Raw genomic sequence first — 23,505 nt, 5'->3', positions numbered from 1 at the left:
TGTCTTTTCATTTCATATTTGTTCAAATTAACCCCTTGTGCGCGTTTTCTATGCTCTAACTTGGCTTTTTACTAGTTTTCTCCCTTCTCAAATGTTGACACAGGTTAACAGTTTGTGGAATGATGCGTGACAGTCTGCATCCTATCATTCATAGGAATAAAGAAGATAATAATTAACAATCACAATAGAAATACAGGCTTAGATACAGGAGTCAAATACAATAAGAATGCCTGTTATCGTTAAGTTAAAGATTTTTTCATCACTTTAAATTGGTTGGGAACTATGTCCAAGGTAAGCAATAAAACAACAATCGCTAAGGCGCTTATAGGCGCACTAGCCTTAGCCGGTAGCCCACTCGTGATGGCCGACCCTCTTTCAAATGTCCAAAATGCTGACAGCAAAATTCATCAAGCGTCAGCGGCGTCTCAAAAGAAAGTCGACAAATATTTTGATCAAGCTCAAGATATGGTTTTTGAATACGGTTCAGTTGCCGATGAGCGCGAGTCTACTAAAGCATATAATGATTATTTAGCGGGTTTAGTCGCTGATCAAGAAGCGACAATGAAATCCATTCAAGATGATATCAATGGTATTGATACATTACGTCAAGGCGTTGTACCTCTGATGTTTAAGATGGTTGATGCGCTTGATCAATTTGTTCAGTTGGATCTGCCTTTCAACACTGAAACGCGTACCGAGCGTGTAGCGAATCTTAAAAATTTATTAAACAGCGCCGAAGTCACATTAGCAGAGAAATACCGCCTTATTCTTGATGCCTATAGCATCGAGCGTGATTACGGTAACTTTGTGGCTGTTGATACGGGTAAATTAAACATGGATGGCAAAGAAATCCTTGTTGATTTTTTCCGTTTAGGCCGTGTTGCATTATACGCTCAAAGCTTAGATCAAAAATCAGCATGGATGTATAACGCTGACACTAAGGGCTGGGAAAAGCTAGATGATAGCTATTTACGTGATATCACAAAAGGTATTCGTATTGCACGTAAACAAGGTGCACCCGATCTCTTTGCGTTACCCATTCCAGCTGCGGAGGCTGCACAATAATGAAGAAGTTAATAAAAACAGCAATCCTTGCTTCTACTCTGTCGCTAGTGTCAGGCATGGTGAGTGCCGCTGATGCACCCAAAAACATTGATCAACTATTAAAGCAGGTACAATCTGATCGTGCTACGGAAGCAAAGGTTAACAAAAAACGTGAGCAAGAGTTCAGAAATGAGCGTGGCGATAAAGCGGCATTGTTAAAGCGTGAAAAACAAGCTTTAGCAAATGAAAAACAACGTGGTAAAGATCTGAATCAAGCCTTTTTGGATAACGAGCGTAAAATTGCTCAGTTAGAAGAAGATTTAAAAACGGCACAAGGTGATTTAGGCGAAATGTTTGGTGTGGTTAAAGGGGATGCAGGTGATTTTGCCGGCAAACTGGCTGCGTCGAATATCAGTGCTCAGTATCCAGGTCGTAACACTTTTATTGAAGAGCTCGCCGCTCGTAAGCAACTCCCTAAAATTGAAGAGTTACATAAGTTTTGGGAAGCGCAGTTATTTGAAATGGTTGAGTCAGGTAAGGTTGTTACCTTCGATGGCACAGTGACGGATATTAACGGTAGTGTTGTAAACACAAAAGTGACCCGTGTCGGTACCTTTAACTTATTAGCCAATAATGAGTATGTGGTTTATAACCCTGAGCTAAACCTTATTCAAGAGCTGTCTCAGCAACCTGATGGTTATCAAGTTTCACCTATTAAGAAATTTGAAGAAACCAAAACAGGTTACGCAAAACTGTATATTGACCCTGTACGTGGTGTGTTGTTAAACATCTTCACTCAAAAGGCGACCATTGAAGAGCGTATTGAAGCCGGTGGAACCATTGGTTACATCATTATTGCTTTACTTATCTTAGGTGCCTTAATTGCTCTTGAACGTTTAGTGACGTTAGGTGTCGTGGGTGCGAAAGTGAAAGCGCAGCGTAAGAACCTTGATAAGCCTGGTAATAATGCCTTAGGTCGCGTGCTTAAAGTGTATGACAACAATAAAGATGTTGATGTTGAAACGCTTGAGCTGAAATTAGATGAAGCCATTTTAAAAGAAACCCCGGCACTTGAGTCTCGTATCTCTATCATTAAAGTGCTTGCAGCCATTGCGCCTATGATGGGTCTGTTAGGTACTGTAACGGGTATGATTGCCACTTTCCAAAGTATCCAGTTATTTGGTACGGGTGATCCTAAATTGATGGCAGGTGGTATTTCTATGGCATTGATGACGACGGTACAAGGTCTTGTCGCTGCCCTACCGTTAATGCTGCTTCATGCGATTGTTGTTGCGCGTAGCAAGACTATTGTTCAAGTACTTGAAGAGCAAAGTGCGGGTATTATTGCGGCGCACGCTGAGAAGAGGAACGACTAATGATGCTATACCTGATGGACTTATGGGATTCCGTCAGGGGCTTCATGGCCTCCGGAGGCGACGTCCTCTGGATTGTAGCGGCAGTGCTATTTGTCATGTGGGTATTGATGCTTGAGCGGTACTGGTATTTAAAATGGGTATCGCCAAAACAACATCAAGCAATTATTCACACATGGGATGAAAGAGAGGATTCAACCTCTTGGTATGCACACCGGATCCGTGAAGCTTGGATATCCCAAGCAAAGCAAGATTTAACGGCTCGTATGCTGATCATTAAAACCTTAGTGGCTATTTGTCCTATGGTAGGTTTACTGGGAACTGTAACCGGTATGATTTCAGTCTTCGAAATTATGGCAGTTCATGGCACGAGTAATGCGCGTATGATGGCAGCTGGTATTTCAATGGCGACCATGCCGACAATGGCAGGAATGGTTGCAGCGTTATCAGGAGTATTCTTCAGTACTCGTCTTGATGCACAAATGAAAATCAGTATTGAAAAGCTAAAAGACAGCATGCCGCACCACTAGAGAGAGATTGAACATGGCACGTAGAAAGCACTCCAGCGTGGAAGAGGAAGCGCAAATTGATATGACACCGATGTTAGACATCGTGTTTATCATGTTGATCTTCTTTATTGTAACAACATCGTTTGTGAAACCATCAGGCCTAGATTATAACAAGCCTGAAGCGTCTCAAGCGCAGAAGAAACCGTCGGCTAACATTTTTATTGGCGTCAGTAAAACAGGCGTTATTATGATGGAAAATCGTCAAGTTGATATTGAGCGTGTCACAGCAAACGTAGAAAGAATGCTTGCTGAAGCACCTGAAGCGGCCGTCCTTATTCAAGCAGATAAAGAAGCCAAACATGGCTTAGTCATTAAAGTATTGGATAATGTGAAGAAAGCAGGTATCGATAAAATATCGGTTTCAGCGGGGAAAGACTAATATGCTAAGAGTAATAGTATCATTGATAATTGGTGGTGCTGTGACTTTTGCTCTGTTTGTATTTATGGCTTTTCTTGTCGGTGGAGGCCCTACACGGGCCCCTATCAAGGAAGAGTCTCCTGTGATAGTACTCACAATGGACAGAGCTGATTCGACAGCACAAAATAAACCTCGAGTAAGACCTAAGCCACCAACGCCGCCTGAGCAGCCGCCTAAACCGGATATCACGCCACCTGACAGCTCATCTGAAATAGATACCAATATGTCTTTTTCAATGGGAGGAGTAAATGCAGGAGCAACTGATACTGGCTTTAAAATGGGGAGTATGATGACCCGTGATGGGGATGCGACACCGATTGTTCGTATTGAACCACAATACCCGATTGCTGCTGCTCGTGATGGTAAAGAAGGTTGGGTACAACTGAGTTTTACCATTAATGAAATCGGTGGTGTTGAAGACGTTAAAGTGATCAAGGCCGAACCTAAGCGTGTGTTCAACAAAGAAGCGCGTAAAGCCTTACGTAAGTGGAAGTACAAGCCTAAAATTGTTGATGGTAAAGCCATTAAACAACCTGGTTTAACAGTACAACTCGACTTTAAATTGGATAAAGGGAGGTAATATAGATGCGTAAGATGAATTCAATCGCTGCCGCACTTGTTCTTTCTTTAGCCAGTAGTACTGCTTTTGTTGGCAGTGCCTATGCGGCCGAGAAATGCCCAATCGATGCGCGCCAGTCTAAAGCGGTAGGTCAAAGTGTCGCTAAAAAAGTACAAAAATCATTTGCTGCTTACAGTGAAGGTAATTTAGATGAAGCATTGAGCATATTGCTTGAAGCCAACCCTAGAAAAGCCTTTGATAAAGCCTATGTCGCGCGAATGTTAGGTAACTTCTATGCCGAAAAAGGGCAAATGAAGAAAGCTCTCAAGTACTTGAAAGAAGCTGTTGATGCCAATGTATTAGGGGGTGTCGATCATGCGGGAACGATGCGTTTATATGCTGACTTGTTGCTGCAAGAGAAACAGTTTAAACAAGCGATCCCTTACTATTATGATTGGATGAGCTTTACTTGTAAGGAAGAAGCGCAAGTATACCGTCGTATTGGTATTGCTTATTCTGAAGAGAAAAACTGGGACAAAGTACTTGAAGTTGTCGATAAAGGCATTGCATTGAGTGAGAAGCCTGATAAAGGGCTTTATCAAATGAAGTTAACGGCTTACTTTAATAAGAAACAATATAAGAATGCCGTTAAAGTACTTGAAGTGATGGTGCCTTTGTTCCAAGACGATAAACGTCTTTGGGTACAATTAGCGCAATTTTATTTGATGACTGAAGATTACACTAAGTCTTTGGCCACTTATGATTTAGCGTATAAAAATGGCTTTTTAGAAACCGGCGCCAATGTGACTCGTTTATCTCAATTGCTTGCACAAAAAGGCTCACCTTATCAAGCAGCAACAGTGTATGAAAAAGCTGTAAAATCAGGTTTAATTGAGACCAATGAGAAAAACTTAAGTACGTTGGCAGGTTTTTATCATAACGCGAAAGCACTAAAAGAGGCGGCCAGTTATTATGGTAAAGCAGCGGCTATTGATAATGATGGTGAGCTTTACTTAAAACAAGGTCGAACGTTAGCGCTTGAGGGAAATTATAAACCCGCAGTGACAGCGTTGAAGAAGTCATTATCTGCTGGCATTAAAAATCCAGGTGAAGCGCAATTTGAGTTAGCACTAGCGTATTTAAGTTTAAAGGAATACAAGCAAGCTTATAAACGCGCGAAACTTGCGGCAAATGATAAAAAGACAAAACGCAGTGCGACTAGTTACTTGTCTTATATTGAAGAGAAAGCACGGATCCATAATGTCAGCTTATAATGGCTAACATTATGCGTTTAAAAAGCCCCTGCTAGGGGCTTTTTTATTGCTTATATACAGTTCGTTATAAATGAGAAATCACTGTCACTTTGTCTTTTGAGTAGTTTATTTCGTTACTGATCTGCTCTAGCTTTTCAAATAATAATTCGATGTGAAGAGTATTGTTTGGCTTACAGGTACAGGCGGCTAACGTAAAATCAACATTGCTAGCATGTTGTTGGCTGTATTGATGATTAAAATCTAAAATGGTTTTTTCAATACGGTTAATGATCACTTGAGTGACAGCTGGTGTCACTGAAAAAATGGCAATAGCAAAGCGATGGGGATCAAGCCTGCCAAATAAATCACTGTTTCTGAGATTTGATTGAACATGGTTTATTAACGATTTTAATAAGTAAGGTTGAGTGACGTTTTCATGAATGTTTGGGCACAGATACAATAACATTAAGCTCTCATTCTCTCTAATATGGCGTTTCCATTCATGCTGGAAGGATTCTAAAAAATAAGTGTAATTGTATATCCCAGTGTCAGGATCGCGAATATCGGATTGATTAACAGCATACATCATGATCAGCTCCATTGACGGTCTTTCCTTTAGTATAGGAAAAAAATGACGGTTTATTGATAAGGTAAAATAAAAATGAAAAAAGCAGTTTTAGCCATTTGGGTGGGATTAACATTAGGTGTGAGTGCTTGCTCACCCGAGACGCCAAAAGTAGCAGAAAATCAAGCCAACGCACAGTCGACTCTTAATGAGAGCCAAGAGCAGCAATATTTAAATCTAGTGGATCAGTATTTCAAAGATTACTTAAAGCTCAATCCACTTGAGGCCACGTTTGTTGGTGTACATGATTATAATGATCAGTTTACAAACGATTTGACCGACGAGTATTTAAAACAACGCCATGAGCTTAATACTCAATATTTAGCTAAATTGAAAAAGATTGATCGTCAAGCGCTGCCCACTCAATTGCAGTTAAGCTACGATGTGTTCATGTATGACAGGAATATGGCTTTAGCAGATGAGGCATTTCCTCATTACTTTATGCCCATGGATCAATTTTCCAGCGACATTATCACTATGGTGCAATTAGGCAGTGGTGATAGTGCTCAGCCTTTTAATACAGTACAAGATTATGAAAACTGGCAAGCTCGAATAAAAGCCTTTATTCAGTGGCTCAGTGATGCGAAAAGCCGAATGAATGAAGGCATCGAGAGTCAAGTTGTGCTGCCACGTGTGTTGGTGGAACGTATGATCCCACAGTTACAAGCGCAATTAGTTGAAGATGTTACTGAAAGTGTTTTTTATCAGCCTATCACTCATTTTCCAACTGATTTTACCGATAGCGAAAAGCAACAACTCACCACACAATATCGTGCGTTAATTCTGGAACAACTTGTTCCAGCACTGTCAGATTTTAAAACCTATTTAGAGACGCGTTATTTACCTGCGGCAAGAGGCAGTGATGGATGGTGGGGGCTGCCTAATGGTAAGCTTTGGTATCAACAATTAGCCAATGAGCATACGACGACGACTCTGCCTGTTGATGAGATCCATCAAATGGGGCTTAAAGAGGTGGCGAGGATCCGTTCTGAAATGGATAAAGTGCGTGAACAAGTGGGCTTTAAAGGCGATTTAGCCGCATTTTTTACATCGCTTTCATCACAGCCACAATACTTCTTTGACAATAAAGAAGCCCTTATTGACGCTTATATGCAGCTGAAAGATAAGATTAATGCCAAGTTACCCGATTATTTTGATGTCATGCCCAAAGCGGATTATGTGGTTAAACCCGTAGAAAGTTTCAGAGAGCAATCGGCAGCTGGCGCCTCATATGAAGCGCCTGCGGTGGATGGCTCTCGCCCTGGGGTGTTTTATATCAATACTTATAATCTAAAAGCGCAGCCTAAATGGGGCACTACGACGTTATCACTTCATGAAGCCGCGCCGGGCCACCATTTTCAAATTGCCATTAAACAAGAGCTCACTGGTGTACCTGAGTTTCAGCGCTTTGGAGGGTATAATGCTTTTGAAGAGGGGTGGGCGTTATATGCTGAGTATTTAGGCATAGAGATGGGCCTCTTTAAGGATCCCTATCAATATTTTGGTAAATTGTCTGATGAAATGCTTAGAGCCATGCGTTTAGTTGTCGACACTGGTTTGCATGCAAAAGGCTGGAGCCGAGAGCAAGCCATTCAATACATGAAAGATAACTCGCCTATGGCGGAGTCTGATATTACCGCAGAAGTTGAACGTTATATGGCCATTCCAGGGCAAGCACTCTCTTATAAAGTGGGTCAGTTGAAAATATTGGCATTAAGGAAAGAAGCGCAGGCAGAATTGGGGGAGCAGTTTGATTTACGGGCTTTTCATGATCAAGTGCTGACATCGGGCGCATTGCCTATGGAAGTACTGACATTAAAAATTCACAATTGGACGGCTGAGCAGCTTAAACAACACCGTCATTAAACGCTTACAATCATTGGCCCTTGATTGAGTATTTTTAAACAAATCAGCGATAGGGCTTTTTAAAGTTGCTTTTTGTTTTTATACTGTCTGGGTTCATTATATCGATGTGCTTAAGTGCGCATCGGTTTACTTTTATTTTGGAGTAACATTATGGTACAAGCCACAGCAAGACACCTTTTAGTGAGCACTGAAGAAAAATGTGCTGAGTTAAAACAAGAAATCCTAGAGGGTGCTGATTTTGGCGACGTTGCTAAAGCGAACTCTACTTGCCCTTCATCGTCTCAAGGCGGCGACTTAGGATCATTTGGACCAGGCATGATGGTGAAAGAATTTGATGAAGTTGTATTTAGTGCACCATTAAATGAAGTCCAAGGTCCCGTTAAGACCCAGTTTGGTTATCACTTGCTTGAAGTGACTAGCCGCGGTTAATCGCCATTTTTCAATATTGGATTGACCTTAAGGTTGCTGACAAGCTTAGGGCTATAGAGAAATGAGTAATAGTATTGTGCTGTTACTCATTTTTTATTGCTGTCAATTTATCACTTAAGTTGAAATAGTGAAACAGACAGGTTTAATGCGTTGAGGTATAATACGCCGCGATACATTTTGATAAAGGCGAATTTGGCGTGAGTAACGAAATAGCAGAGCTAACCTTGTTAGCGGGTGAAGAATACATAGAGCTTTATAAAGTATTAAAGGTGCAAGGTTGGATGAGTGCGGGCGGTGAGGCAAAACACGTGATTGCCGAAGGCCTAGTCATGGTCAATGGTGAGGTGGATACTCGTAAACGCAAAAAAGTGATTGCGGGCGAGACCGTGACGTTTAAAGGTGAGTCGGTCACCGTTGTGGCGCCTTAATAGGCAAAGTCATTGAGTGTTGATATGGTATCAATGCCGTGTCGATGAAGATGTAAGTGGAGTGAAATATGCAATACCCTGATGATGACAATGGTAAAATGTTAGCGGCAATGGCCGATGCTGGCATCGATTTATCAAAAGCACTTGATATTGATTTCTTTTTAGTTTTTGACGATCAAAGGGATGCTGAATCGGCACTTGAAGATATTCAAACGAAAGATTTAGAAGGTGAAGCAGAGCTCTTGTTAAACGATGAGTCAGGTAAGTGGGAACTCATTGTATGCTTAAACATGGTGCCTGAATATGAAGCCCTTGTATCGCAAGAATCTAGCCTCAATGAGTTTGCGGGGGAGTTTGGCGGCATGAGTGATGGTTGGGGCGTGATGCAGCATCAAGAAGGCGATGATGAGTTTATGGATGACGATCACGAACATGGCCCAGATTGTAATCATTGATCGGTTTTAAGCCGCTCAATAGAGTTTGAGCTAGAGCATTTGAGCTCATGTTGAGTGTCGCTTTTAATGCGGCACTCAGTGTTATTGCCTAGTGACTTTTATTTCAGCACCTAAGTTTAACCTTCTAGTGAAGGTATCCCCCTTTTGATTAAGTTTTATACTTAAATGTTCTTTCCTGTTTACTTGTTCCCTTGATGATGCTAATTGCTTGCCGCAGGCTTTTGTGCAGATACCTCTGTGACACACTGCAAGTACACTCCATGTAAGTTCGACGATGGCATCCCTGCCATCAACGGTCACAGTTGCATCTACACTGGGGTTTAAAAGCAAAGATGAAAGCAAAGACAAAATCAAAAGAAGGGGCTTAATTATAGCTACCTACATTCTAAATTTTTGTTTATTGTTTTATGCTGGCTCGAAGAGATGAAGCTTCGCTTAATGGATTGTAGTGAGTGCTTACTTACATAGGTAAGCTTTCAAATGAAAGTTGATCACATTTTTGATGTATTCATTTAGGCTATTTGGTGTTGGACTGGTTTTCCATTAATTCTGATCTTATTGATGCTAATCGCTTGCAGCAGGCTTTTGTGCAAACACACTTGTAACACAGCGCAAGTATATCCCTATAGCTTCGGCCGTGACATCCATGTCACGGACGGCCACAACCGTGTTTACACTGAGTTGAACATCAAAAGCAGGGTGTTACTTTGATTTGAGTGTGTATTAATAGGAGGTATCCATAAAGTTGTGATCTGAATCAATAGTGTGCACTTCTATCATTATCAAAAACAAACATTTAGTTTACAAAGTTAATACTTTGGTGGTATTTTCCTAGTCAATATGAGAGCAAGCAGCTTATAGTTTTATGACTATCTCAGCTTAATAGATTTAAATACAATGTATTAGTGATGTGTTTTGACTAACAGAGAGTAGGTAAGAGTGTTGTCATGTTGGTTAAATCGAGGGCATGATGAGCGAACATGTGCAATATACAAAGGTTAGGGCGTACACAATAAAAAAGTATGAGGGTTAAATATGCCAGTTGGCTATAAACCAACAGTTTTCGTTAGTTCAACGTGTTTTGACTTAGGTCAAGTTCGATCTGACATCAGGGATCTAATCCAAACATTTGGTCTTGAGCCAGTATTGTCTGAATATGACTCATTTCCAGTTTTTCCCGATACGGATACTATTTCTAATTGTCTCCGAAATGTTCGAGAAAAAGCCGATATATTTGTATTGATCATTGGTAGCCGTTACGGTTTTCAAACTGACGGTGGGAAGTCAATAACAAACCTTGAATACTTGGAAGCTAAAAGAAAAGGTATACCAATTTATGTATTTGTAAACACGGGTATTTTGGATATCCTCCCCATTTGGAAGAATAACCCAGATGCTGATTTTTCAAGCCATGTAGAAAACCAAAAAGTATTCGAGTTTGTTGAAAATGTTTCACATTTTAAATCAAACTGGGTGTACAAGTTTGATACTGCCTCTGATATCAAGTCAGCTTTACTTCAGCAAATACCTTATCTTTTCATGGACTCTTTAGAGGCTCGGAAAAAACTGAAGGTTAATGAAGTAAACCTACCTTCGGATCTCTTCCCACCTCACGCAACAAGGTTAGTGATTGAAAAACCAGATGGCTGGGAACATTTACTTTTTGCTTTGCTATGCAAAACATATCTAGATCGTTTGGAACACAAAAAATTCGACCTAGAATACGGAATTTCCTTTAACGATGTAGTTGTTATTGAAGAACCTCAAGACGTGTTAGATTGGATTACGTCGCACAATAAAGAGATGCTTAAACTAATCAGAATCACAACAATTTTAGTCAAAGATGCTGTGTTGAAGTCGTTTGGTGAGCCTGGCAAACAAGGTGATTATCGTAAAATACAGCATGTGTGCCAGAGGTTACTTGAAGTTTACGAGCAAATTATCAACTGGAAACTTTCATTTACTACTCTAGAGGTCAATGAAGACTTTGAGCCAATACTGAAAGTATTATCAGGTTTTTCAGATGATTCTCTCGTCAAAATTGAGCAGTTTGTGAATCGTGTTCATATCGAAATTCCTGAAACACTAGAGAATCTTGCACATAATGATGAGCATGTAACTTTAGACTTTACTTTTACTTTAGAGTCCCCTGATGTTGAAAGTTTTAATCAAGAATTAGAAAAAATTGCTAGGTTGTATTTCTAAAAGTAAGTTGGCTGTTTTTAAAAAATTATATACTATACAGTATATTAGCTATGTTTTAATTTTTAGTCACAGTACTGTTTTGACGTGGTAGTTGATTATGTAGATTATACAAAAGTTAGGAAATAATTCTCTTCACTTTAGATTACTCTAAGCGGTAATATTCGAATATCTTATAATACATAAATTAGGGGCATAAAATGCCAAAGTTAGAAGAAGCTATAGCTCTTAAAAGAAACTCCTTAAAAACAGATCGTTTAGATATGTCATTTGGTGAGTTGATGAATATGTTTGAAGATGGTGATTTGTTTATTTCACCTGAGTATCAACGCGTATTTAGGTGGTCTATTTTTCAACAAACAAGGTTTATTGAATCCGTTTTACTTGGGATACCAATTCCCCCTGTATTTGTAGCTGAAGATGATGATGGGAGATGGGAGGTTGTTGATGGTCTTCAACGTATTTCATCAATATTTGCATTCTTTGGCTTGTTGGAGTCCTTGCCTGAGAAAAACAATTCAATACTCACACAAGGTGAATTAGTTAATGAGCTTGAAAATACAACTATCAGCACACTCCCATTAAAACTTAAAACAACTATTAAACGCTCAGTGTGTAGAGTAGAAATTGTAAAATGGGATAGCCAAGAAGACATAAGATATGAATTATTTAATCGTCTTAATACAGGTGCAAGTCCACTTTCTGAGCAAGAAATAAGAAATTGTATTTTTAGAGGCTACAAAGTTGATTTAAATAGCATATTGAAAAAAGTAGCTAAAAAGCCTGAATTTATTGAAATTATTAGCCCTAGTGATTCAAAGCTAGAGCAAATGTTCCTAGAAGAGTTAGCTTTAAGGTTTTTTGCATTTAAAAACCTCGAAGGTGATTTTAAAACGACAGTTCCACAATTTTTAAGTGAATTCATGAAGTCTGTGTCCAATGCTTCTACACCATTCGATTTAAATTTTGAAGAAAATAGCTTAAATCAATTTATTGAGTACATTGCTTCTAGACACGGAAAATCGGTGTTTAGACCCAAAGGTAATTTTGCTTTGCATATCTTTGACTCATTAGCTTACGCTTTACCTAAAACATTTGGATCTGTTATTGGTAATGAAGATGCGATTGACGAAAAAATTGGACTTCTGCTAAATGATACTGTTTATAACAGTATAGGTACTAGTACTTTTTCAACAGGTAGAATTAGAAAGCGTATGGATAGGGCCTTGGAGATTTTTAAAGGTGACGCATAATTTAATTGATGAAATTCAAGCAGAGAATAACTGGCGTGATGGAGAATTAGCGACTTTTAAAGTGAACCCTCAGAAAGTGGATGGTTCTTTGTGGAATAGAATGTGTTTGCCTATGATTTATGCGCATTGGGAAGGCTATGTTGTTAGCTCTCTTAAACTATTAATTGATTACCTAAATAGCTTGAAACTGAACCCAAGTGAAGTGCCTACAAATTTAATAGTTCTTGGTTTAGGAACTAAATATAATTCATTAAGTGGTAAACAATCATTCGATCAAAAGGTAGTTTTTACAGACAGTTTCATAGAGATATTTCAGAAAAAAATTAGTTTTAAAAAAGACATAGATACAAAGTCAAATTTAAACAGTAATGTACTTAAAGAGCTATGTACCGTGTTTGGTTTTAATTTTGAGTCTTTTAAAGGTGTAATCGGAGATATAGACAGAATTGTTATGTTTCGCAACCGGATTGCACATGGAGAAAATTCTATCCTTCCTGATTCGGAGAATATTGAGAAATATATTGTGTCTATAACTCAGGCGACAGACCTGTTATTAACAGAAATAGACAACTTTGTATCAAATGAAAATTTCCGTTTAAAAAATCAAGAGCCAAGGTGTCTAAAGTTATGTGGTTAATTTATAAAATACATGGGGGGTCAGGTCTTGCATTTTCATGGAGCAACCAAGCCACCCATTGTTAAATTGATTGAGACGCATGCTGATCTTAGTATGAGTTAAGGCTGGTGTATTGAGTGATAATTGAGTAAATTAATCAGTTATTAATTGCTAATACAGTGTATTAGCCATACGTCTATTTTGAGAAAGAGTACTGGCCCGCTTGTTAAGTAAGAGCTGCGGTAATCGAACATGGACAGTATAGAAAGATTAAATGCCTTAGTTTAAGGTTCTATGCATAAAATTGAATTCAGTACAGATCGAAATACTAGATTAAATAATATTGAAAAGGGATACGATCTTCAAAAAAGGTTCCATGAATCGAACCGCTGGGATTTGATCGATACTTTTTCGGGAGAGTACGAGAGAAATGATCACAATTTCAGGCATCGTGGTTTTAAAATCTGGAGAGATATCGCCAGAGGTACTCTAGTAAAAGAATCGTGGTTTACCAATAGGGTTGGTAAAATTAATAGGATTGTTTTCACAAAAATTGAGTGTTGGCCTGAGATATCGTAAATATGCATAACTAGAATAATCAAGACACCCTAGTTATTTGACTAATTAATGACATTTTGCTGTATAAGCGGACGGGCTACATGCATAGCCAGTAATCATTAATAGTAGATTTGATGTCCTTCGACTAGGCTTTATGGATGAGTTTATGTTGAAGGGGACTGTTTATATTTATCGCTCATTAAGGAGATTGAAATGCATTATGTCGATGGATTTGTCGCCGCTGTACCTACCCTAAATAAAGAGAAGTACATTGAACACGCAAAAATGTCAGCCATGGTATTTAAAGAAAATGGTGCATTAACAATAGTCGAAACGTGGGAAGATGATGTTCCCGAAGGTGAAATCACGTCATTCCCACTGTCCGTAAAACGAGAAGCTAATGAATCAATTGTGTTTTCTTGGGTCACATGGCCTTCTAAAGCGGTGCGTGATCTTGGCTGGAAAGCAATGATGGACGATCCAAGGATGCACCCTGATAACAATCCCATGCCTTTTGATGGTAAGCGTTTAATCTATGGTGGTTTTACTATTCTTTTAGAAGAGTAGTTTTACGGGTATACAAGCGATAGCATTTCCAGCGTCACTTGTATCACTGTTGTTTTTGGGCGTTAGTGTGTCAAGGAAGTCTGATAGATTTTGCTGGGTGCAAGTGCCTGTTGGGGCAGTTTTTATTCATCATTCGAATAGCGGTCTGTGTGATAAATGAGCAGGAACACTATACAAAAGTTAGGCATTTAAGGAAGCTTCATGGATTCAGGCAAGAATAAACTTTTAATCATCGGCTCAATGGGGAGTGCAATTGCGGCTTTAGCTCATTTAGGTTGTATTATTTTCGGTGGTGACTGGTATCGTTTTTTTGGTGCTGGTGAGCAAATGGCTAAAATGGCTGAAGATGGGCATTGGTATCCAAGTGTAGTTACATTAATTATTGTGTTGGTTTTATCTCTCTGGTCTTTGTATGCTCTTTCTGGTGCGAAGGTCCTTTTTAGGCTTCCTTTTTTGAAATTTGGTTTAATTGTTATATCGCTAATTTATTTAGTCCGAGGTGTCGCATTTTTTGCAATTATGCCTATGTTTCCAGAAAATAGTTTAACTTTTTGGTTTGTAAGTTCTGGTATTTGTTTAACTATAGGTATTCTATATTCAATTGGTACTTATCAGAGTTGGGAAAGGTTAAGTGTAAAAAATACTTAATAAGCAGTAAAAATAACTAAGACATATTTGAATACTCCCGTTGCGTTATGTCTGATATTTTTTACATCGAGAAATTAAACTGTAGTGGCCAACCAAAGATAGGACGGGCTTAAAAGTGATGCACTTTTAATTTGAACAAGATCAGGTTAAACGTGGTTGTTCATTTACCAGCACATCAATCCTTCTCATTGAGCGTGGTCAGCCTGTTATAACTCAACAAAAGTACATTGCTTTTCTCGTTTTTGATTAATAATAAAAAGATATCCTTAGGTACATGCTATGAACATTCGTCTTGATATTTTAAATTAACATTTTGTTTGCATTATCGTGAGCGAGTGGTATTTTAATGTTTGCTTTTAACATGGAAAATTTCAGTGAACAATAAGGAAGTTGTTAATAATGGAATATGAAAAAAAGTTCGTTGGTTGTCTGGGTTATATTATCGGTGGAATGTCATTTATCCCTTTCTTTGGCATTTTATTTGGTCTAATAGCAATTATCTGGGGAGTATTAATAAAGCATACTAAGTTAATGGCTGTCGGTATTGCTGGCATTGGTTTTACTTTAATCTTATATGGATCTATAGGTTACTTTGCTGTTGTTAATGAAGGGTCATTTCTCTGAAGGTGAGATCTATGATGATCTGGTCGTTAAACAAACAAAAATACATTTAACCAGTGTTATTCAAGCCATTGAGTTTTATAAAGTACAAAATGGTCATTACCCAGAAACACTTCAAATATTAGAAGCATCTCTTCCTGAAAATGCCATGGTATTTTTGTATGATGCCTCGCAGGGATTGATGCAGGAACCACAATATCTTTATTATCATTTAATTAGTGAAAATCAATATCATATTAGAGCTTATGGGCGTGATGGTCTTATTAATACCTCAGATGATATTCTTCCTTTGGTAATAGAGAATATCGGGCTGGTTGTTGAAGGTGCCTTTGCATCCGATCTTTAATATGAAACAATAATATCAATAGGAAACAATCAAGACACATATGGACACTCCCATATATTCAGCCCGTTTTAGTTTGTTTCGATGTTGGCTGTGAAGTGGCCAGAATTAGTTGACCACTTGTATCTTGAAGCTTTGGATTATAGTGTTGAAAATTAATTTTGGATGTTTTGGATGTTTTGGATGTCTGAATTGGTTTGGTGTGATGGTGAATAGCATTCTTTAAAGAAAAAAGATAGGACAGGCTTAACAAGTGATGCACTTCTCCTTTCCCTTTCCCTTTCCCTTTCCCTTTCCCTTTCCCTTTCCCTTTCCCTTTCCCTTGTTTAACCTAGAAGCAATAATTACATTACTCATGATGAGTTGGCCACAAGGTGATTTATGCCTGTTTACTGATATAACCTGTGGTTGAAAAGAATGTAACGTAAAAGTATGCAATTGATTTATATTGTTTTAACATTCGTCCTCATAATAATTGAGACGGTGTCAAACGACAGGTGTCGGCAGGAATAATCAGGAAGATTGATGATGAAAAGATGTAACCGGTTTTTATTTGCTCTTATGTTGTTAGTGGGGTTATCTGGCTGTGGCTCTCCGGGTTATATGGTCAAGCCCATTGAGGTCATGACCAATAAAGCGGAAGTGGTGATTGTTAAAGACGATAAGACTCGAGAAGGTTTTTTGCAAACCATGGAAGACTGGCTGAGTGAGCATCACTATGTGTATAAGGTGGTTAATAGTGGGTCAAAACATGACTTGAGTCAATTGACCCTTGAATATGAAGGCCTTTGGAGATGGGATCTTGCGCTGTATTTACAGGACGCTGAAATTAAAGCCTATCAGCAAGGTCAAAAAGTCGGTGAAGTGGACTTTCATGTTCCCTATACCATGAACCCCAGTAAGTTTGGGGATGCCGAGAAACGCATTCGTCTCATGATGGCCGCACTGTTTGGCAAAATAAGCGCTGAAGATGCCACAAAGATTGCTAACTCATCTGAAAAATATTAAGTCAGAATAAGGTTAAAAAATAACGCATAACTAAGAGATATGATATCGCTTAATTAAGCGATATCATTCTACATCAGTTTGGCGCATAACAGTAGACAATGACATCCTTAATTAATGGCACTCCTAATACTTTGAATAAGGGGCCTCAGTATGTTACTGATTAATAATGGCTGGCTATTATTAGGCGATTGGTTTAATAATGAATAAACAAAAGAAACAGTGAAATATATATTAACCCAAACTATTTCTTACAGTAAGGTTTATATCAATAAAAGTATATCAGTCATTATTGATAACAGAAAGATAGTGTTGAAATATTATGGGGGATTATCCATCAAAATACGTAATAACTTTTAAGCTAAGTACTTAGTGTATTTTTATGGCTATGTACCAGAATGCTGTTGTCTACCATAAGCCAATTGTAATATTTGTCGACTATCTCGCTTTTGACTGCTTTCTTTAAACCAACCGAGATAATTGGGCAAATACTTAGTCGCGATGCCTTTCATTTTTCCATTTACCCAAGCCTTGAAGTTCGCTATCTCACCATTGACGGTTTGAATATGGTAGATGCCATCTATGACTCTTTGTTTATTATTTATTAGCCGCTTATGATCACATTGTCTTTCTTTGGCAATACCTGTATATGCCCATGAACCATCACTACAAAGCACTGAATTAACCTCAATATTCTTGGATAAATTTGTCGCTATTTCTGATGCAGTATCCGCTGATAGTACAGGGGCTATCATATGTTTGCTTCGGTCTATTGAGAGCAATATTGCCACTTGTCCTTCTTTCGTTCTTTTATCGACATCACCTCCTTGCTTTCTACTTACACGTGGCAGACTAATGGTTCTAGAGCCTTTTTCTGAATAAGCGAGAAAGAACTCATCTGCTTCAATAATCCCAGATAGCTTGTCATCATTTCTGCCAGCTTGCGCACTGAGAAATCGATGTCGCCACAAAAATGCCGTTTTAAGGTTAATACCACATATTTTAGCAGCCTCTCTTAATGTTAACTTCAGCTCCATACAGTGAGCGTATTTCTCCCATAGATGACTTTTATGAAGTTTCGCAAGTGGAGTATTTGTTTTATTATTAAAGGTCTTATGACATTCGTTACAACGATATCTTTGTATCATCCTTGCTTTTCCCCACTTCTTGAACTTAGCAGAGTGACAATGTGGGCATTGTGCTGATACATCAAAAAGGGGTTGAATGAGCTCATCGATAGCAATATCAGTGTCTAATGCTTGAATTGACTGATGAACGACTTCTCTTTGGCCTGGGGTCATAGAGATAAGTGATTTTGTTATTTGGTTAAGTTTACTCACAAATAATTTTGTTTTCATTGCTATTACCTTCAATCGATTAGCTTCACCTAATAAGTATAGACAACATTTTGATACAACAGCGCCATTTTTTAATATTTTGCTTTTTTTAAAAGTAGGTTCTATTGTTATGTAAAATTGAATTTTAGCTAATTATTTTTATAAGGGAATACAGTGTCAATAATAGGTAAATATTTCATACTCGGTAGTTTATTAACCATTGTTGTAGCAAGTACTGCAACTTACGCTAATAACTCAATGCAATTAAGTTCTGAAAATTGGTATGTAACGGCATCGGGGGGCTGGGCATATATACAAGATGAGAGTGTCGGTTACACCAGTTCTCTGTTTCATGATGGGGGAGGTGAAACTACTGGTTTTCAAACTTGGGGGTGGAATGTCGGTTTAAGTGTAGGTAAAAAAATGGATATCTTTAGACCTGAGTTTCAAATCAGTTATCTTAATAATAATATCAATAATATCCATAATGAGAGTTGGGAGGGATCGCAAAATGCAATATGGTACGGTGTGAATGGTTTTTATGATATTCCAATCAATAATAATCTGTTTTCTTATATTGGAGCAGGTCTAGGTGGTTTGACTGCTACCACGGACTACAATGGCTTTGCTGGGATTGATACACCTTATATACAGCCTGAAAGCCATACGAGTACAGTTGTTTCTTATCAAATGATCTTTGGCTTGGGTTATCAGATTATGCCTAGTATACGGTTATCAATGGAGTATCGCCGTTTAGCTTCAATGACTCGTTTAACAGTACTTAAAACAAGTGGAAGTACTGCAACGACAGGTAAGGCTTATTATAATAATAATTTGTTTAATTTAGCGGTTTCATATTTATTTTAAAGAAAACAAGACAAGTGATACCCTGTACTCTTAGTGAAATGACTTACTGTTGTTCATCATTTAGTGGGCTTTTATACACTATTGCATTATGTTTTATTATTCGCTCAATACAGGACATTACCCAAGGCTATGATAGGCCTTGGTCGCATAATAATGTTCAGTTTATTATGGTTTTACCCAATCGCTAACGCATCTAAGTTATCAGGGAGCAAACCTAATCGATTCAAGTGTAATAAACTGGCGTAACCATTTTCTTTGGCTTGCTGTTTATATGTGTCGCTGTTTCCATTTTCTTTGGTGTAACTGCAGTCGATGTTAAACGAGATGACTTTACCGTTTTCATTCACTTTGAGCTCTCCACCACAAAACACACCTTTTTGTGCCATATCATTTTTTAAGGTGTCGAAGGTGTTGATGCTAAATTCAGGATGATGAATTTTTTTCTTATCATCACTAGATGGAGTGGTAGGCTGTCGCCAAGGGGCATGGCTGGCGACATATAAATTGCCATCTCGTATTACCCATTTGGTTTTGCTTGTCTTACCGCCATCATGATCCACTAAGTCCATTTTGGTCAACATGTCTTGCTGGCTAGTGATTAAGCATGTTTCTTGTATATTGATATTATAATCAATCGTTGCTTTTTGATAGAGTTTGTCAATTTTATTCAGTTTTTTGCTGATGTTGGGCGAGTCATCCAAGGATAGGCTGTCTTCGTTTATGTCAGTGCTGGCAAGATCATAGTGAGTTAACGCGATAGTGCCTTGGCATTCATTAATGCGTCGCTGAATATCAAGTGCGGTATGTTGATTGTCAGACTGGGTTGTTGAGTCAGTTTCGGTGGCGCTGGTGCGTTGAAAATGCTCAATTTGTGAGATGAGATTGTCGATAAGTTCAATTACTTGTGGCATGGATTATAGGTGATTGTTTATTTAGGGGCGCGCATTATCAATAATGAAAGCTTTAAATTCAATAGTGAAAGTATACGACTTTTAGATAGTTACGTGCTAAATAGTATTTTTATTATGCCGTTTGGGTGCTATTTGGGCATGCTTTTTAATTTACATTTGTAATGTTGATTTATTGTTGAAATTAATGATGTTAATTCATAAGATGACTTTTTATAATGATCCTGACGATAGATGCTTATATTGAGTTTTGATTATTAATAGTCAGGCTAATGACGTTTTGATAATGAATATAGTGATAGGGTTGTGTATTAAGCTATGTGACTTGTAATGCGCTTAATGCAATATGAAGTAGAATATAAAATAATTAAGAGAATAATATGACACTAAAATTAATATTAGCGGGGATGTTTTTTTCCTTGCTATCGGCTTGTGTGAGTCCCCCTGAGATAAAGTTAAATCAAAATCCAAAACAGGTTGATGCCATCGAACTAGCACAGTATTGGATCCAAGATAACGACTATTTTAGGATGAATATTGGGCCGAAAAAAATGCCACCTAAAGGTACTGATGGATTTGTTGAAATTAAATATTTAATTGATTCAAATGGCCATGTTTTTAACCCTGAGATTGTAAAATCTGAGCCTGAAGGTTTGTGGGATTACAGTGGAATGAAAGCTTTGAGTAAAATAAAATATAAAAAAGCAGAGTCGAATGTTTTGGCTGTGCCTGTTTATGTGACAATGCGTATTGAGTTTAGATTTTAGTCTTTATGTCTTAATGACGCCCTCTTTGTTTTTCTCACTTTACAATCACCATATTGGATGGAGGATTATTATTATTATTGGGTATATTTCCGACTGCACTTGCTTTTATTTTCTGGTATGAAGCCGCCGCATTAGTCTCTACAGTCACAGCGGCATTATTATTCAGTTTGTCTATTATATTCACTTTTATTTTTTCAGCGATATTTTTAGAAGAAATGATCACATTTAATATGATGTTAGGGGGAGCGCTTATTATAGCGGGCGTGGGCATTTCAAAACTTTCATCATCACAGTCAGCAACATCAAAATGAGTGTATATTGCTAAATCAACCTGAACTCGGGTTAAGCTGGGCCGTTAAACATTGCTATTTTGACCCCTATCTATGTTCTGCTTTCTACTCATTGCGGGCTATTAGGTAAGACATCCCGCCTTGATATCGACCAAGATATTGGCATTAAAAAATGACAAAAATAAAAACAAAAAATCAATTTAATTAATTGATTTTTACATGATTATTTTTAAGCTAGACATTCATTATCCCGAGTTCAGGTTAAAATGATGCTGAATGTTATGAAAGTAGCGTAATAACAACGAGGTTTATTTTTGAGCGGGGGAAATTGAGAGTGCAATTGCGATAAACACAAACTAAAATTTGATATAAGCACTTACCGTCAATGGATTGAAGTTATGGCTATACCATTATGGACGCCTTCTTTTGATAGCATAAAGCAGTGTAATCTCACTCGATTTATGGCTTATTTAAAACAACATGGGCATTCTTTTTCCAATTACATGTCCTTATATCACTTCTCGATTAATCAACCGGCACTTTTTTGGCAATATGTGTGGGAGTTTGCTGGTTTTGTCTCTCACAGCCCCTATACTTGTGTGCTTGAACATACAAAGCAATTAGAAAAAGCGGTCTGGTTCAAAGGAGCGACACTTAATTTTGCTGAAAATCTACTCAGGCGAAGAGACAATAAGCTGGCGATTGTGAGTTATGATGAAAGGGGACGGCAGCAAAAGCTAAGTTATGCTGAGCTATATGTGCGAGTGGCTAACTTAAGCAATTGGTTAAAAGCAAAAGGGGTGACCCAAGGAGACCGAGTCGCAGGTTTTATGCCTAATATTGCTGAAACGGTTATTTCTATGCTGGCTGTCACCAGCTTAGGCGCCATTTGGTCAAGTTGCTCACCTGATTTTGGCTTTCAAGGCGTATTAGACAGGTTTGGACAAATAACCCCTAAGGTTATTATTACCACAGATGCATATATTTATAATGGTAAGACACAAAATAACCTTGAGCGCATTAATCGTATATTGCCTCATATAGACAGCGTCGAATACCTTGTTGTTGTCCCCTATATTAATGTGCAGTTATCCGCAGAAGAAATAAAGCAACAGCTTCCTCTTATTAAAGCAAAGAGTTACTCTTATTCAGATATTCAAGCATTAGCACATGAAGATATCGTGTTTACTTCTAATGCTTTTGAACATCCACTTTATATTATGTACAGCTCAGGAACGACGGGGGTACCTAAGTGTATTGTACATGATACTGGTGGAACATTATTACAGCATTATAAAGAATTGGTGTTTCATACTGATTTAACAGACAAGAGCACCATTTTTTACTATACCACTTGTGGGTGGATGATGTGGAATTGGCTTGTGTCGAGTTTAATGACAGGAGCGTGCATTGTTTTATATGACGGCTCACCGTTTTCCCCAAGCCCTGAAATACTCTGGGATATTGCCGAAAAAGAGAAAGTCACTGTCTTTGGTACCAGTGCAAAATACATTTCGGCGCTTGAAAAAGCGGGTGTCAAACCACGGATGAGTCATAATTTAAGCCATCTAAAAACAGTGTTGTCGACAGGCTCTCCTTTAGTTCATGAAAGCTTTGATTATGTTTATCAAGAGATTAAATCTGATCTTTGTTTATCGAGTATCTCTGGTGGTACCGATATCATTTCTTGCTTTGCACTTGGTTGTCCTATTTTGCCTGTTTATCGTGGCGAATTACAATGCATTGGTTTAGGGATGTCTGTGCAAGTATTAAGTCCACAAGGAAAGTCATTAATAGGGCATAAGGATAAAGATGCAAGGGGAGAGTTAGTGTGTACTAAGCCTTTTCCTTCTATGCCGGTGTATTTTTGGAACGATCCTGCTCGTCATAAATATCATGAGGCGTACTTTTCGCGTTACGACAATATATGGGCACAAGGGGATTATGCCGAATTAGTTGAACATGAATCGCAAATAGGGGTCATTATTTATGGGCGTTCGGATGCGGTACTGAATCCTGGTGGGGTACGTATTGGAACTGCTGAGATTTATCGTCAAGTTGAAAAAGTGGATGACGTTCTAGAGTCTATTGCGGTGGGTCAAGCCTGGGAAGGAGACGTGCGAATAATATTGTTTGTGGTATTACGTGACGGTAAGGTATTACAAGAAGAGCTTATTCATATCATTAAACAAACCATTAAAGATAATACGACTCAGCGACATGTTCCAGCAAAGATAATTCAAGTATCAGATATTCCAAAAACAATATCAGGCAAAATTGTTGAATTGGCGGTGAGGAATGTTATTCATAACTTACCCGTTAATAATACCGATGCACTTAAAAACCCTGAATCGTTGGCATTTTTTAAGCATTTACCAGAGCTGAGTAGCTGAGTTAATGACTTAATTTGAACTTGCGTTAAACCGCTCCATTCAAAATAGTATTATTAGCGACGCTGCTTATCCTCGTTCAGGTTATTTGGTGAATATTCTGATTTTCAGTGT

At 38.2% G+C, this 23,505-nt stretch carries 25 protein-coding genes; 22 read left to right on the top strand and 3 right to left on the bottom strand.

The features are described from left to right. Positions 1-282 precede the first annotated feature (282 nt). From Q0976_RS10025 to Q0976_RS10000, 6 genes are read left to right on the top strand one after another with little or no spacing between them, the layout of a single operon-like run. Complete coding sequence (locus Q0976_RS10025; protein ID WP_299493546.1) at positions 283-1,065, top strand: DUF3450 domain-containing protein; 783 nt, start codon at positions 283-285, stop codon at positions 1,063-1,065. Then, positions 1,065-2,420, top strand: a complete 1,356-nt coding sequence (locus tag Q0976_RS10020; protein ID WP_299493544.1) for a MotA/TolQ/ExbB proton channel family protein — start codon at positions 1,065-1,067, stop codon at positions 2,418-2,420. The genes Q0976_RS10025 and Q0976_RS10020 overlap by 1 nt, the downstream gene beginning before the upstream one ends. Further along, the gene (locus Q0976_RS10015; RefSeq protein WP_298772217.1) at positions 2,420-2,947 is read left to right on the top strand and encodes a MotA/TolQ/ExbB proton channel family protein; all 528 of its coding nucleotides are present in this window, start codon (positions 2,420-2,422) and stop codon (positions 2,945-2,947) included. Before Q0976_RS10020 ends, Q0976_RS10015 begins: the two co-directional genes overlap by 1 nt. A gap of 13 nt (positions 2,948-2,960) precedes the next feature. Next, positions 2,961-3,365, top strand: a complete 405-nt coding sequence (locus Q0976_RS10010; RefSeq protein WP_299493542.1) for a biopolymer transporter ExbD — start codon at positions 2,961-2,963, stop codon at positions 3,363-3,365. A gap of 1 nt (position 3,366) precedes the next feature. Beyond that, a complete protein-coding gene (locus tag Q0976_RS10005) occupies positions 3,367-3,984 on the top strand; it encodes an energy transducer TonB (RefSeq protein ID WP_299493540.1) in 618 nt (205 codons plus the stop codon). Between the two features lie 5 nt (positions 3,985-3,989). Next, complete coding sequence (locus Q0976_RS10000) at positions 3,990-5,237, top strand: hypothetical protein (protein WP_299493538.1); 1,248 nt, start codon at positions 3,990-3,992, stop codon at positions 5,235-5,237. 64 nt (positions 5,238-5,301) lie between these two features. On the opposite strand, the gene Q0976_RS09995 is transcribed toward Q0976_RS10000, so the two are convergent. Beyond that, the gene (locus Q0976_RS09995) at positions 5,302-5,805 is read right to left on the bottom strand and encodes a diguanylate cyclase (protein ID WP_299493535.1); all 504 of its coding nucleotides are present in this window, start codon (positions 5,803-5,805) and stop codon (positions 5,302-5,304) included. A gap of 72 nt (positions 5,806-5,877) precedes the next feature. Between Q0976_RS09995 and Q0976_RS09990 the strand changes: the two genes are divergently transcribed. The 12 genes from Q0976_RS09990 to Q0976_RS09935 all read left to right on the top strand — a co-directional run bounded on the left by Q0976_RS09990 (position 5,878) and on the right by Q0976_RS09935 (position 16,835). Next, positions 5,878-7,707, top strand: a complete 1,830-nt coding sequence (locus Q0976_RS09990; RefSeq protein WP_299493533.1) for a DUF885 family protein — start codon at positions 5,878-5,880, stop codon at positions 7,705-7,707. Positions 7,708-7,857: 150 nt separating this feature from the next. Continuing rightward, the gene (locus tag Q0976_RS09985) at positions 7,858-8,136 is read left to right on the top strand and encodes a peptidylprolyl isomerase (protein WP_299493532.1); all 279 of its coding nucleotides are present in this window, start codon (positions 7,858-7,860) and stop codon (positions 8,134-8,136) included. A 197-nt stretch (positions 8,137-8,333) separates the two neighbouring features. Then, complete coding sequence (locus tag Q0976_RS09980; RefSeq protein WP_299493530.1) at positions 8,334-8,564, top strand: RNA-binding S4 domain-containing protein; 231 nt, start codon at positions 8,334-8,336, stop codon at positions 8,562-8,564. A gap of 68 nt (positions 8,565-8,632) precedes the next feature. After that, entirely contained in the window at positions 8,633-9,019 is a 387-nt protein-coding gene (locus Q0976_RS09975) for a ribonuclease E inhibitor RraB (RefSeq protein ID WP_299493528.1), read from the top strand. 1,035 nt (positions 9,020-10,054) lie between these two features. Then, the gene (locus Q0976_RS09970; protein ID WP_299493527.1) at positions 10,055-11,224 is read left to right on the top strand and encodes a DUF4062 domain-containing protein; all 1,170 of its coding nucleotides are present in this window, start codon (positions 10,055-10,057) and stop codon (positions 11,222-11,224) included. A 197-nt stretch (positions 11,225-11,421) separates the two neighbouring features. Beyond that, on the top strand, positions 11,422-12,474 hold the full coding sequence (locus Q0976_RS09965) for a DUF262 domain-containing protein (protein ID WP_299493526.1): 1,053 nt from the start codon (positions 11,422-11,424) through the stop codon (positions 12,472-12,474). Then, a complete protein-coding gene (locus Q0976_RS09960; RefSeq protein WP_299493524.1) occupies positions 12,464-13,111 on the top strand; it encodes an MAE_28990/MAE_18760 family HEPN-like nuclease in 648 nt (215 codons plus the stop codon). Before Q0976_RS09965 ends, Q0976_RS09960 begins: the two co-directional genes overlap by 11 nt. A gap of 750 nt (positions 13,112-13,861) precedes the next feature. After that, positions 13,862-14,215, top strand: a complete 354-nt coding sequence (locus Q0976_RS09955) for a DUF1428 domain-containing protein (RefSeq protein WP_299493522.1) — start codon at positions 13,862-13,864, stop codon at positions 14,213-14,215. A gap of 201 nt (positions 14,216-14,416) precedes the next feature. Beyond that, complete coding sequence (locus Q0976_RS09950; RefSeq protein ID WP_299493520.1) at positions 14,417-14,863, top strand: hypothetical protein; 447 nt, start codon at positions 14,417-14,419, stop codon at positions 14,861-14,863. Between the two features lie 399 nt (positions 14,864-15,262). Next, positions 15,263-15,487: a hypothetical protein gene (locus Q0976_RS09945; protein WP_299493518.1), complete on the top strand. Its 225-nt coding sequence runs from the start codon at positions 15,263-15,265 to the stop codon at positions 15,485-15,487. Beyond that, the gene (locus Q0976_RS09940; protein WP_299493516.1) at positions 15,468-15,830 is read left to right on the top strand and encodes a type II secretion system protein GspG; all 363 of its coding nucleotides are present in this window, start codon (positions 15,468-15,470) and stop codon (positions 15,828-15,830) included. The genes Q0976_RS09945 and Q0976_RS09940 overlap by 20 nt, the downstream gene beginning before the upstream one ends. Positions 15,831-16,352: 522 nt before the next feature. Continuing rightward, positions 16,353-16,835, top strand: coding sequence for an Sbal_3080 family lipoprotein (locus Q0976_RS09935; protein WP_299493514.1), 483 nt, complete (start codon positions 16,353-16,355; stop codon positions 16,833-16,835). 383 nt (positions 16,836-17,218) lie between these two features. On the opposite strand, the gene Q0976_RS09930 is transcribed toward Q0976_RS09935, so the two are convergent. Then, a complete protein-coding gene (locus Q0976_RS09930; RefSeq protein WP_299493512.1) occupies positions 17,219-18,190 on the bottom strand; it encodes an IS1595 family transposase in 972 nt (323 codons plus the stop codon). Positions 18,191-18,343: 153 nt separating this feature from the next. Here Q0976_RS09930 and Q0976_RS09925 point away from each other — a divergent pair, with 153 nt between their 5' ends. Beyond that, the gene (locus tag Q0976_RS09925) at positions 18,344-19,036 is read left to right on the top strand and encodes an outer membrane beta-barrel protein (protein WP_299493510.1); all 693 of its coding nucleotides are present in this window, start codon (positions 18,344-18,346) and stop codon (positions 19,034-19,036) included. Between the two features lie 173 nt (positions 19,037-19,209). On the opposite strand, the gene Q0976_RS09920 is transcribed toward Q0976_RS09925, so the two are convergent. Further along, entirely contained in the window at positions 19,210-19,947 is a 738-nt protein-coding gene (locus tag Q0976_RS09920) for a hypothetical protein (RefSeq protein WP_299493508.1), read from the bottom strand. Between the two features lie 377 nt (positions 19,948-20,324). On the opposite strand from Q0976_RS09920, the gene Q0976_RS09915 reads away from it, so the two are divergent. From Q0976_RS09915 to Q0976_RS09905, 3 genes are all read left to right on the top strand, one after another. After that, complete coding sequence (locus Q0976_RS09915) at positions 20,325-20,711, top strand: energy transducer TonB (RefSeq protein ID WP_299493506.1); 387 nt, start codon at positions 20,325-20,327, stop codon at positions 20,709-20,711. Positions 20,712-20,764: 53 nt separating this feature from the next. Then, complete coding sequence (locus Q0976_RS09910) at positions 20,765-21,022, top strand: DMT family transporter (protein ID WP_299493504.1); 258 nt, start codon at positions 20,765-20,767, stop codon at positions 21,020-21,022. Positions 21,023-21,399: 377 nt separating this feature from the next. After that, positions 21,400-23,394 carry an acetoacetate--CoA ligase gene (locus Q0976_RS09905; RefSeq protein WP_299493502.1) on the top strand — a complete coding sequence of 665 codons (1,995 nt, stop codon included), beginning with the start codon at positions 21,400-21,402 and terminating at the stop codon, positions 23,392-23,394. Positions 23,395-23,505 lie beyond the last annotated feature (111 nt).

Origin of the sequence: uncultured Shewanella sp., from assembly GCF_947501665.1 — a bacterium.
In the GTDB taxonomy this organism is placed as follows: Bacteria; Pseudomonadota; Gammaproteobacteria; order Enterobacterales; family Shewanellaceae; genus Shewanella.
This window is presented reverse-complemented; position numbering and strand designations above follow the sequence as displayed.

What these genes read in the sequence shown, in the direction of transcription:
- Q0976_RS10025 (WP_299493546.1), top strand. Translation starts at nt 283, where the DNA reads ATGTCCAAGGTAAGCAATAAAACAACAATCGCTAAGGCGCTTATAGGC.
- Q0976_RS10020 (WP_299493544.1), top strand. Translation starts at nt 1,065, where the DNA reads ATGAAGAAGTTAATAAAAACAGCAATCCTTGCTTCTACTCTGTCGCTA.
- Q0976_RS10015 (WP_298772217.1), top strand. Translation starts at nt 2,420, where the DNA reads ATGATGCTATACCTGATGGACTTATGGGATTCCGTCAGGGGCTTCATG.
- Q0976_RS10010 (WP_299493542.1), top strand. Translation starts at nt 2,961, where the DNA reads ATGGCACGTAGAAAGCACTCCAGCGTGGAAGAGGAAGCGCAAATTGAT.
- Q0976_RS10005 (WP_299493540.1), top strand. Translation starts at nt 3,367, where the DNA reads ATGCTAAGAGTAATAGTATCATTGATAATTGGTGGTGCTGTGACTTTT.
- Q0976_RS10000 (WP_299493538.1), top strand. Translation starts at nt 3,990, where the DNA reads ATGCGTAAGATGAATTCAATCGCTGCCGCACTTGTTCTTTCTTTAGCC.
- Q0976_RS09995 (WP_299493535.1), bottom strand. Translation starts at nt 5,805, where the DNA reads ATGATGTATGCTGTTAATCAATCCGATATTCGCGATCCTGACACTGGG.
- Q0976_RS09990 (WP_299493533.1), top strand. Translation starts at nt 5,878, where the DNA reads ATGAAAAAAGCAGTTTTAGCCATTTGGGTGGGATTAACATTAGGTGTG.
- Q0976_RS09985 (WP_299493532.1), top strand. Translation starts at nt 7,858, where the DNA reads ATGGTACAAGCCACAGCAAGACACCTTTTAGTGAGCACTGAAGAAAAA.
- Q0976_RS09975 (WP_299493528.1), top strand. Translation starts at nt 8,633, where the DNA reads ATGCAATACCCTGATGATGACAATGGTAAAATGTTAGCGGCAATGGCC.
- Q0976_RS09970 (WP_299493527.1), top strand. Translation starts at nt 10,055, where the DNA reads ATGCCAGTTGGCTATAAACCAACAGTTTTCGTTAGTTCAACGTGTTTT.
- Q0976_RS09965 (WP_299493526.1), top strand. Translation starts at nt 11,422, where the DNA reads ATGCCAAAGTTAGAAGAAGCTATAGCTCTTAAAAGAAACTCCTTAAAA.
- Q0976_RS09955 (WP_299493522.1), top strand. Translation starts at nt 13,862, where the DNA reads ATGCATTATGTCGATGGATTTGTCGCCGCTGTACCTACCCTAAATAAA.
- Q0976_RS09950 (WP_299493520.1), top strand. Translation starts at nt 14,417, where the DNA reads ATGGATTCAGGCAAGAATAAACTTTTAATCATCGGCTCAATGGGGAGT.
- Q0976_RS09945 (WP_299493518.1), top strand. Translation starts at nt 15,263, where the DNA reads ATGGAATATGAAAAAAAGTTCGTTGGTTGTCTGGGTTATATTATCGGT.
- Q0976_RS09940 (WP_299493516.1), top strand. Translation starts at nt 15,468, where the DNA reads ATGAAGGGTCATTTCTCTGAAGGTGAGATCTATGATGATCTGGTCGTT.
- Q0976_RS09935 (WP_299493514.1), top strand. Translation starts at nt 16,353, where the DNA reads ATGATGAAAAGATGTAACCGGTTTTTATTTGCTCTTATGTTGTTAGTG.
- Q0976_RS09930 (WP_299493512.1), bottom strand. Translation starts at nt 18,190, where the DNA reads ATGAAAACAAAATTATTTGTGAGTAAACTTAACCAAATAACAAAATCA.
- Q0976_RS09920 (WP_299493508.1), bottom strand. Translation starts at nt 19,947, where the DNA reads ATGCCACAAGTAATTGAACTTATCGACAATCTCATCTCACAAATTGAG.
- Q0976_RS09915 (WP_299493506.1), top strand. Translation starts at nt 20,325, where the DNA reads ATGACACTAAAATTAATATTAGCGGGGATGTTTTTTTCCTTGCTATCG.
- Q0976_RS09905 (WP_299493502.1), top strand. Translation starts at nt 21,400, where the DNA reads ATGGCTATACCATTATGGACGCCTTCTTTTGATAGCATAAAGCAGTGT.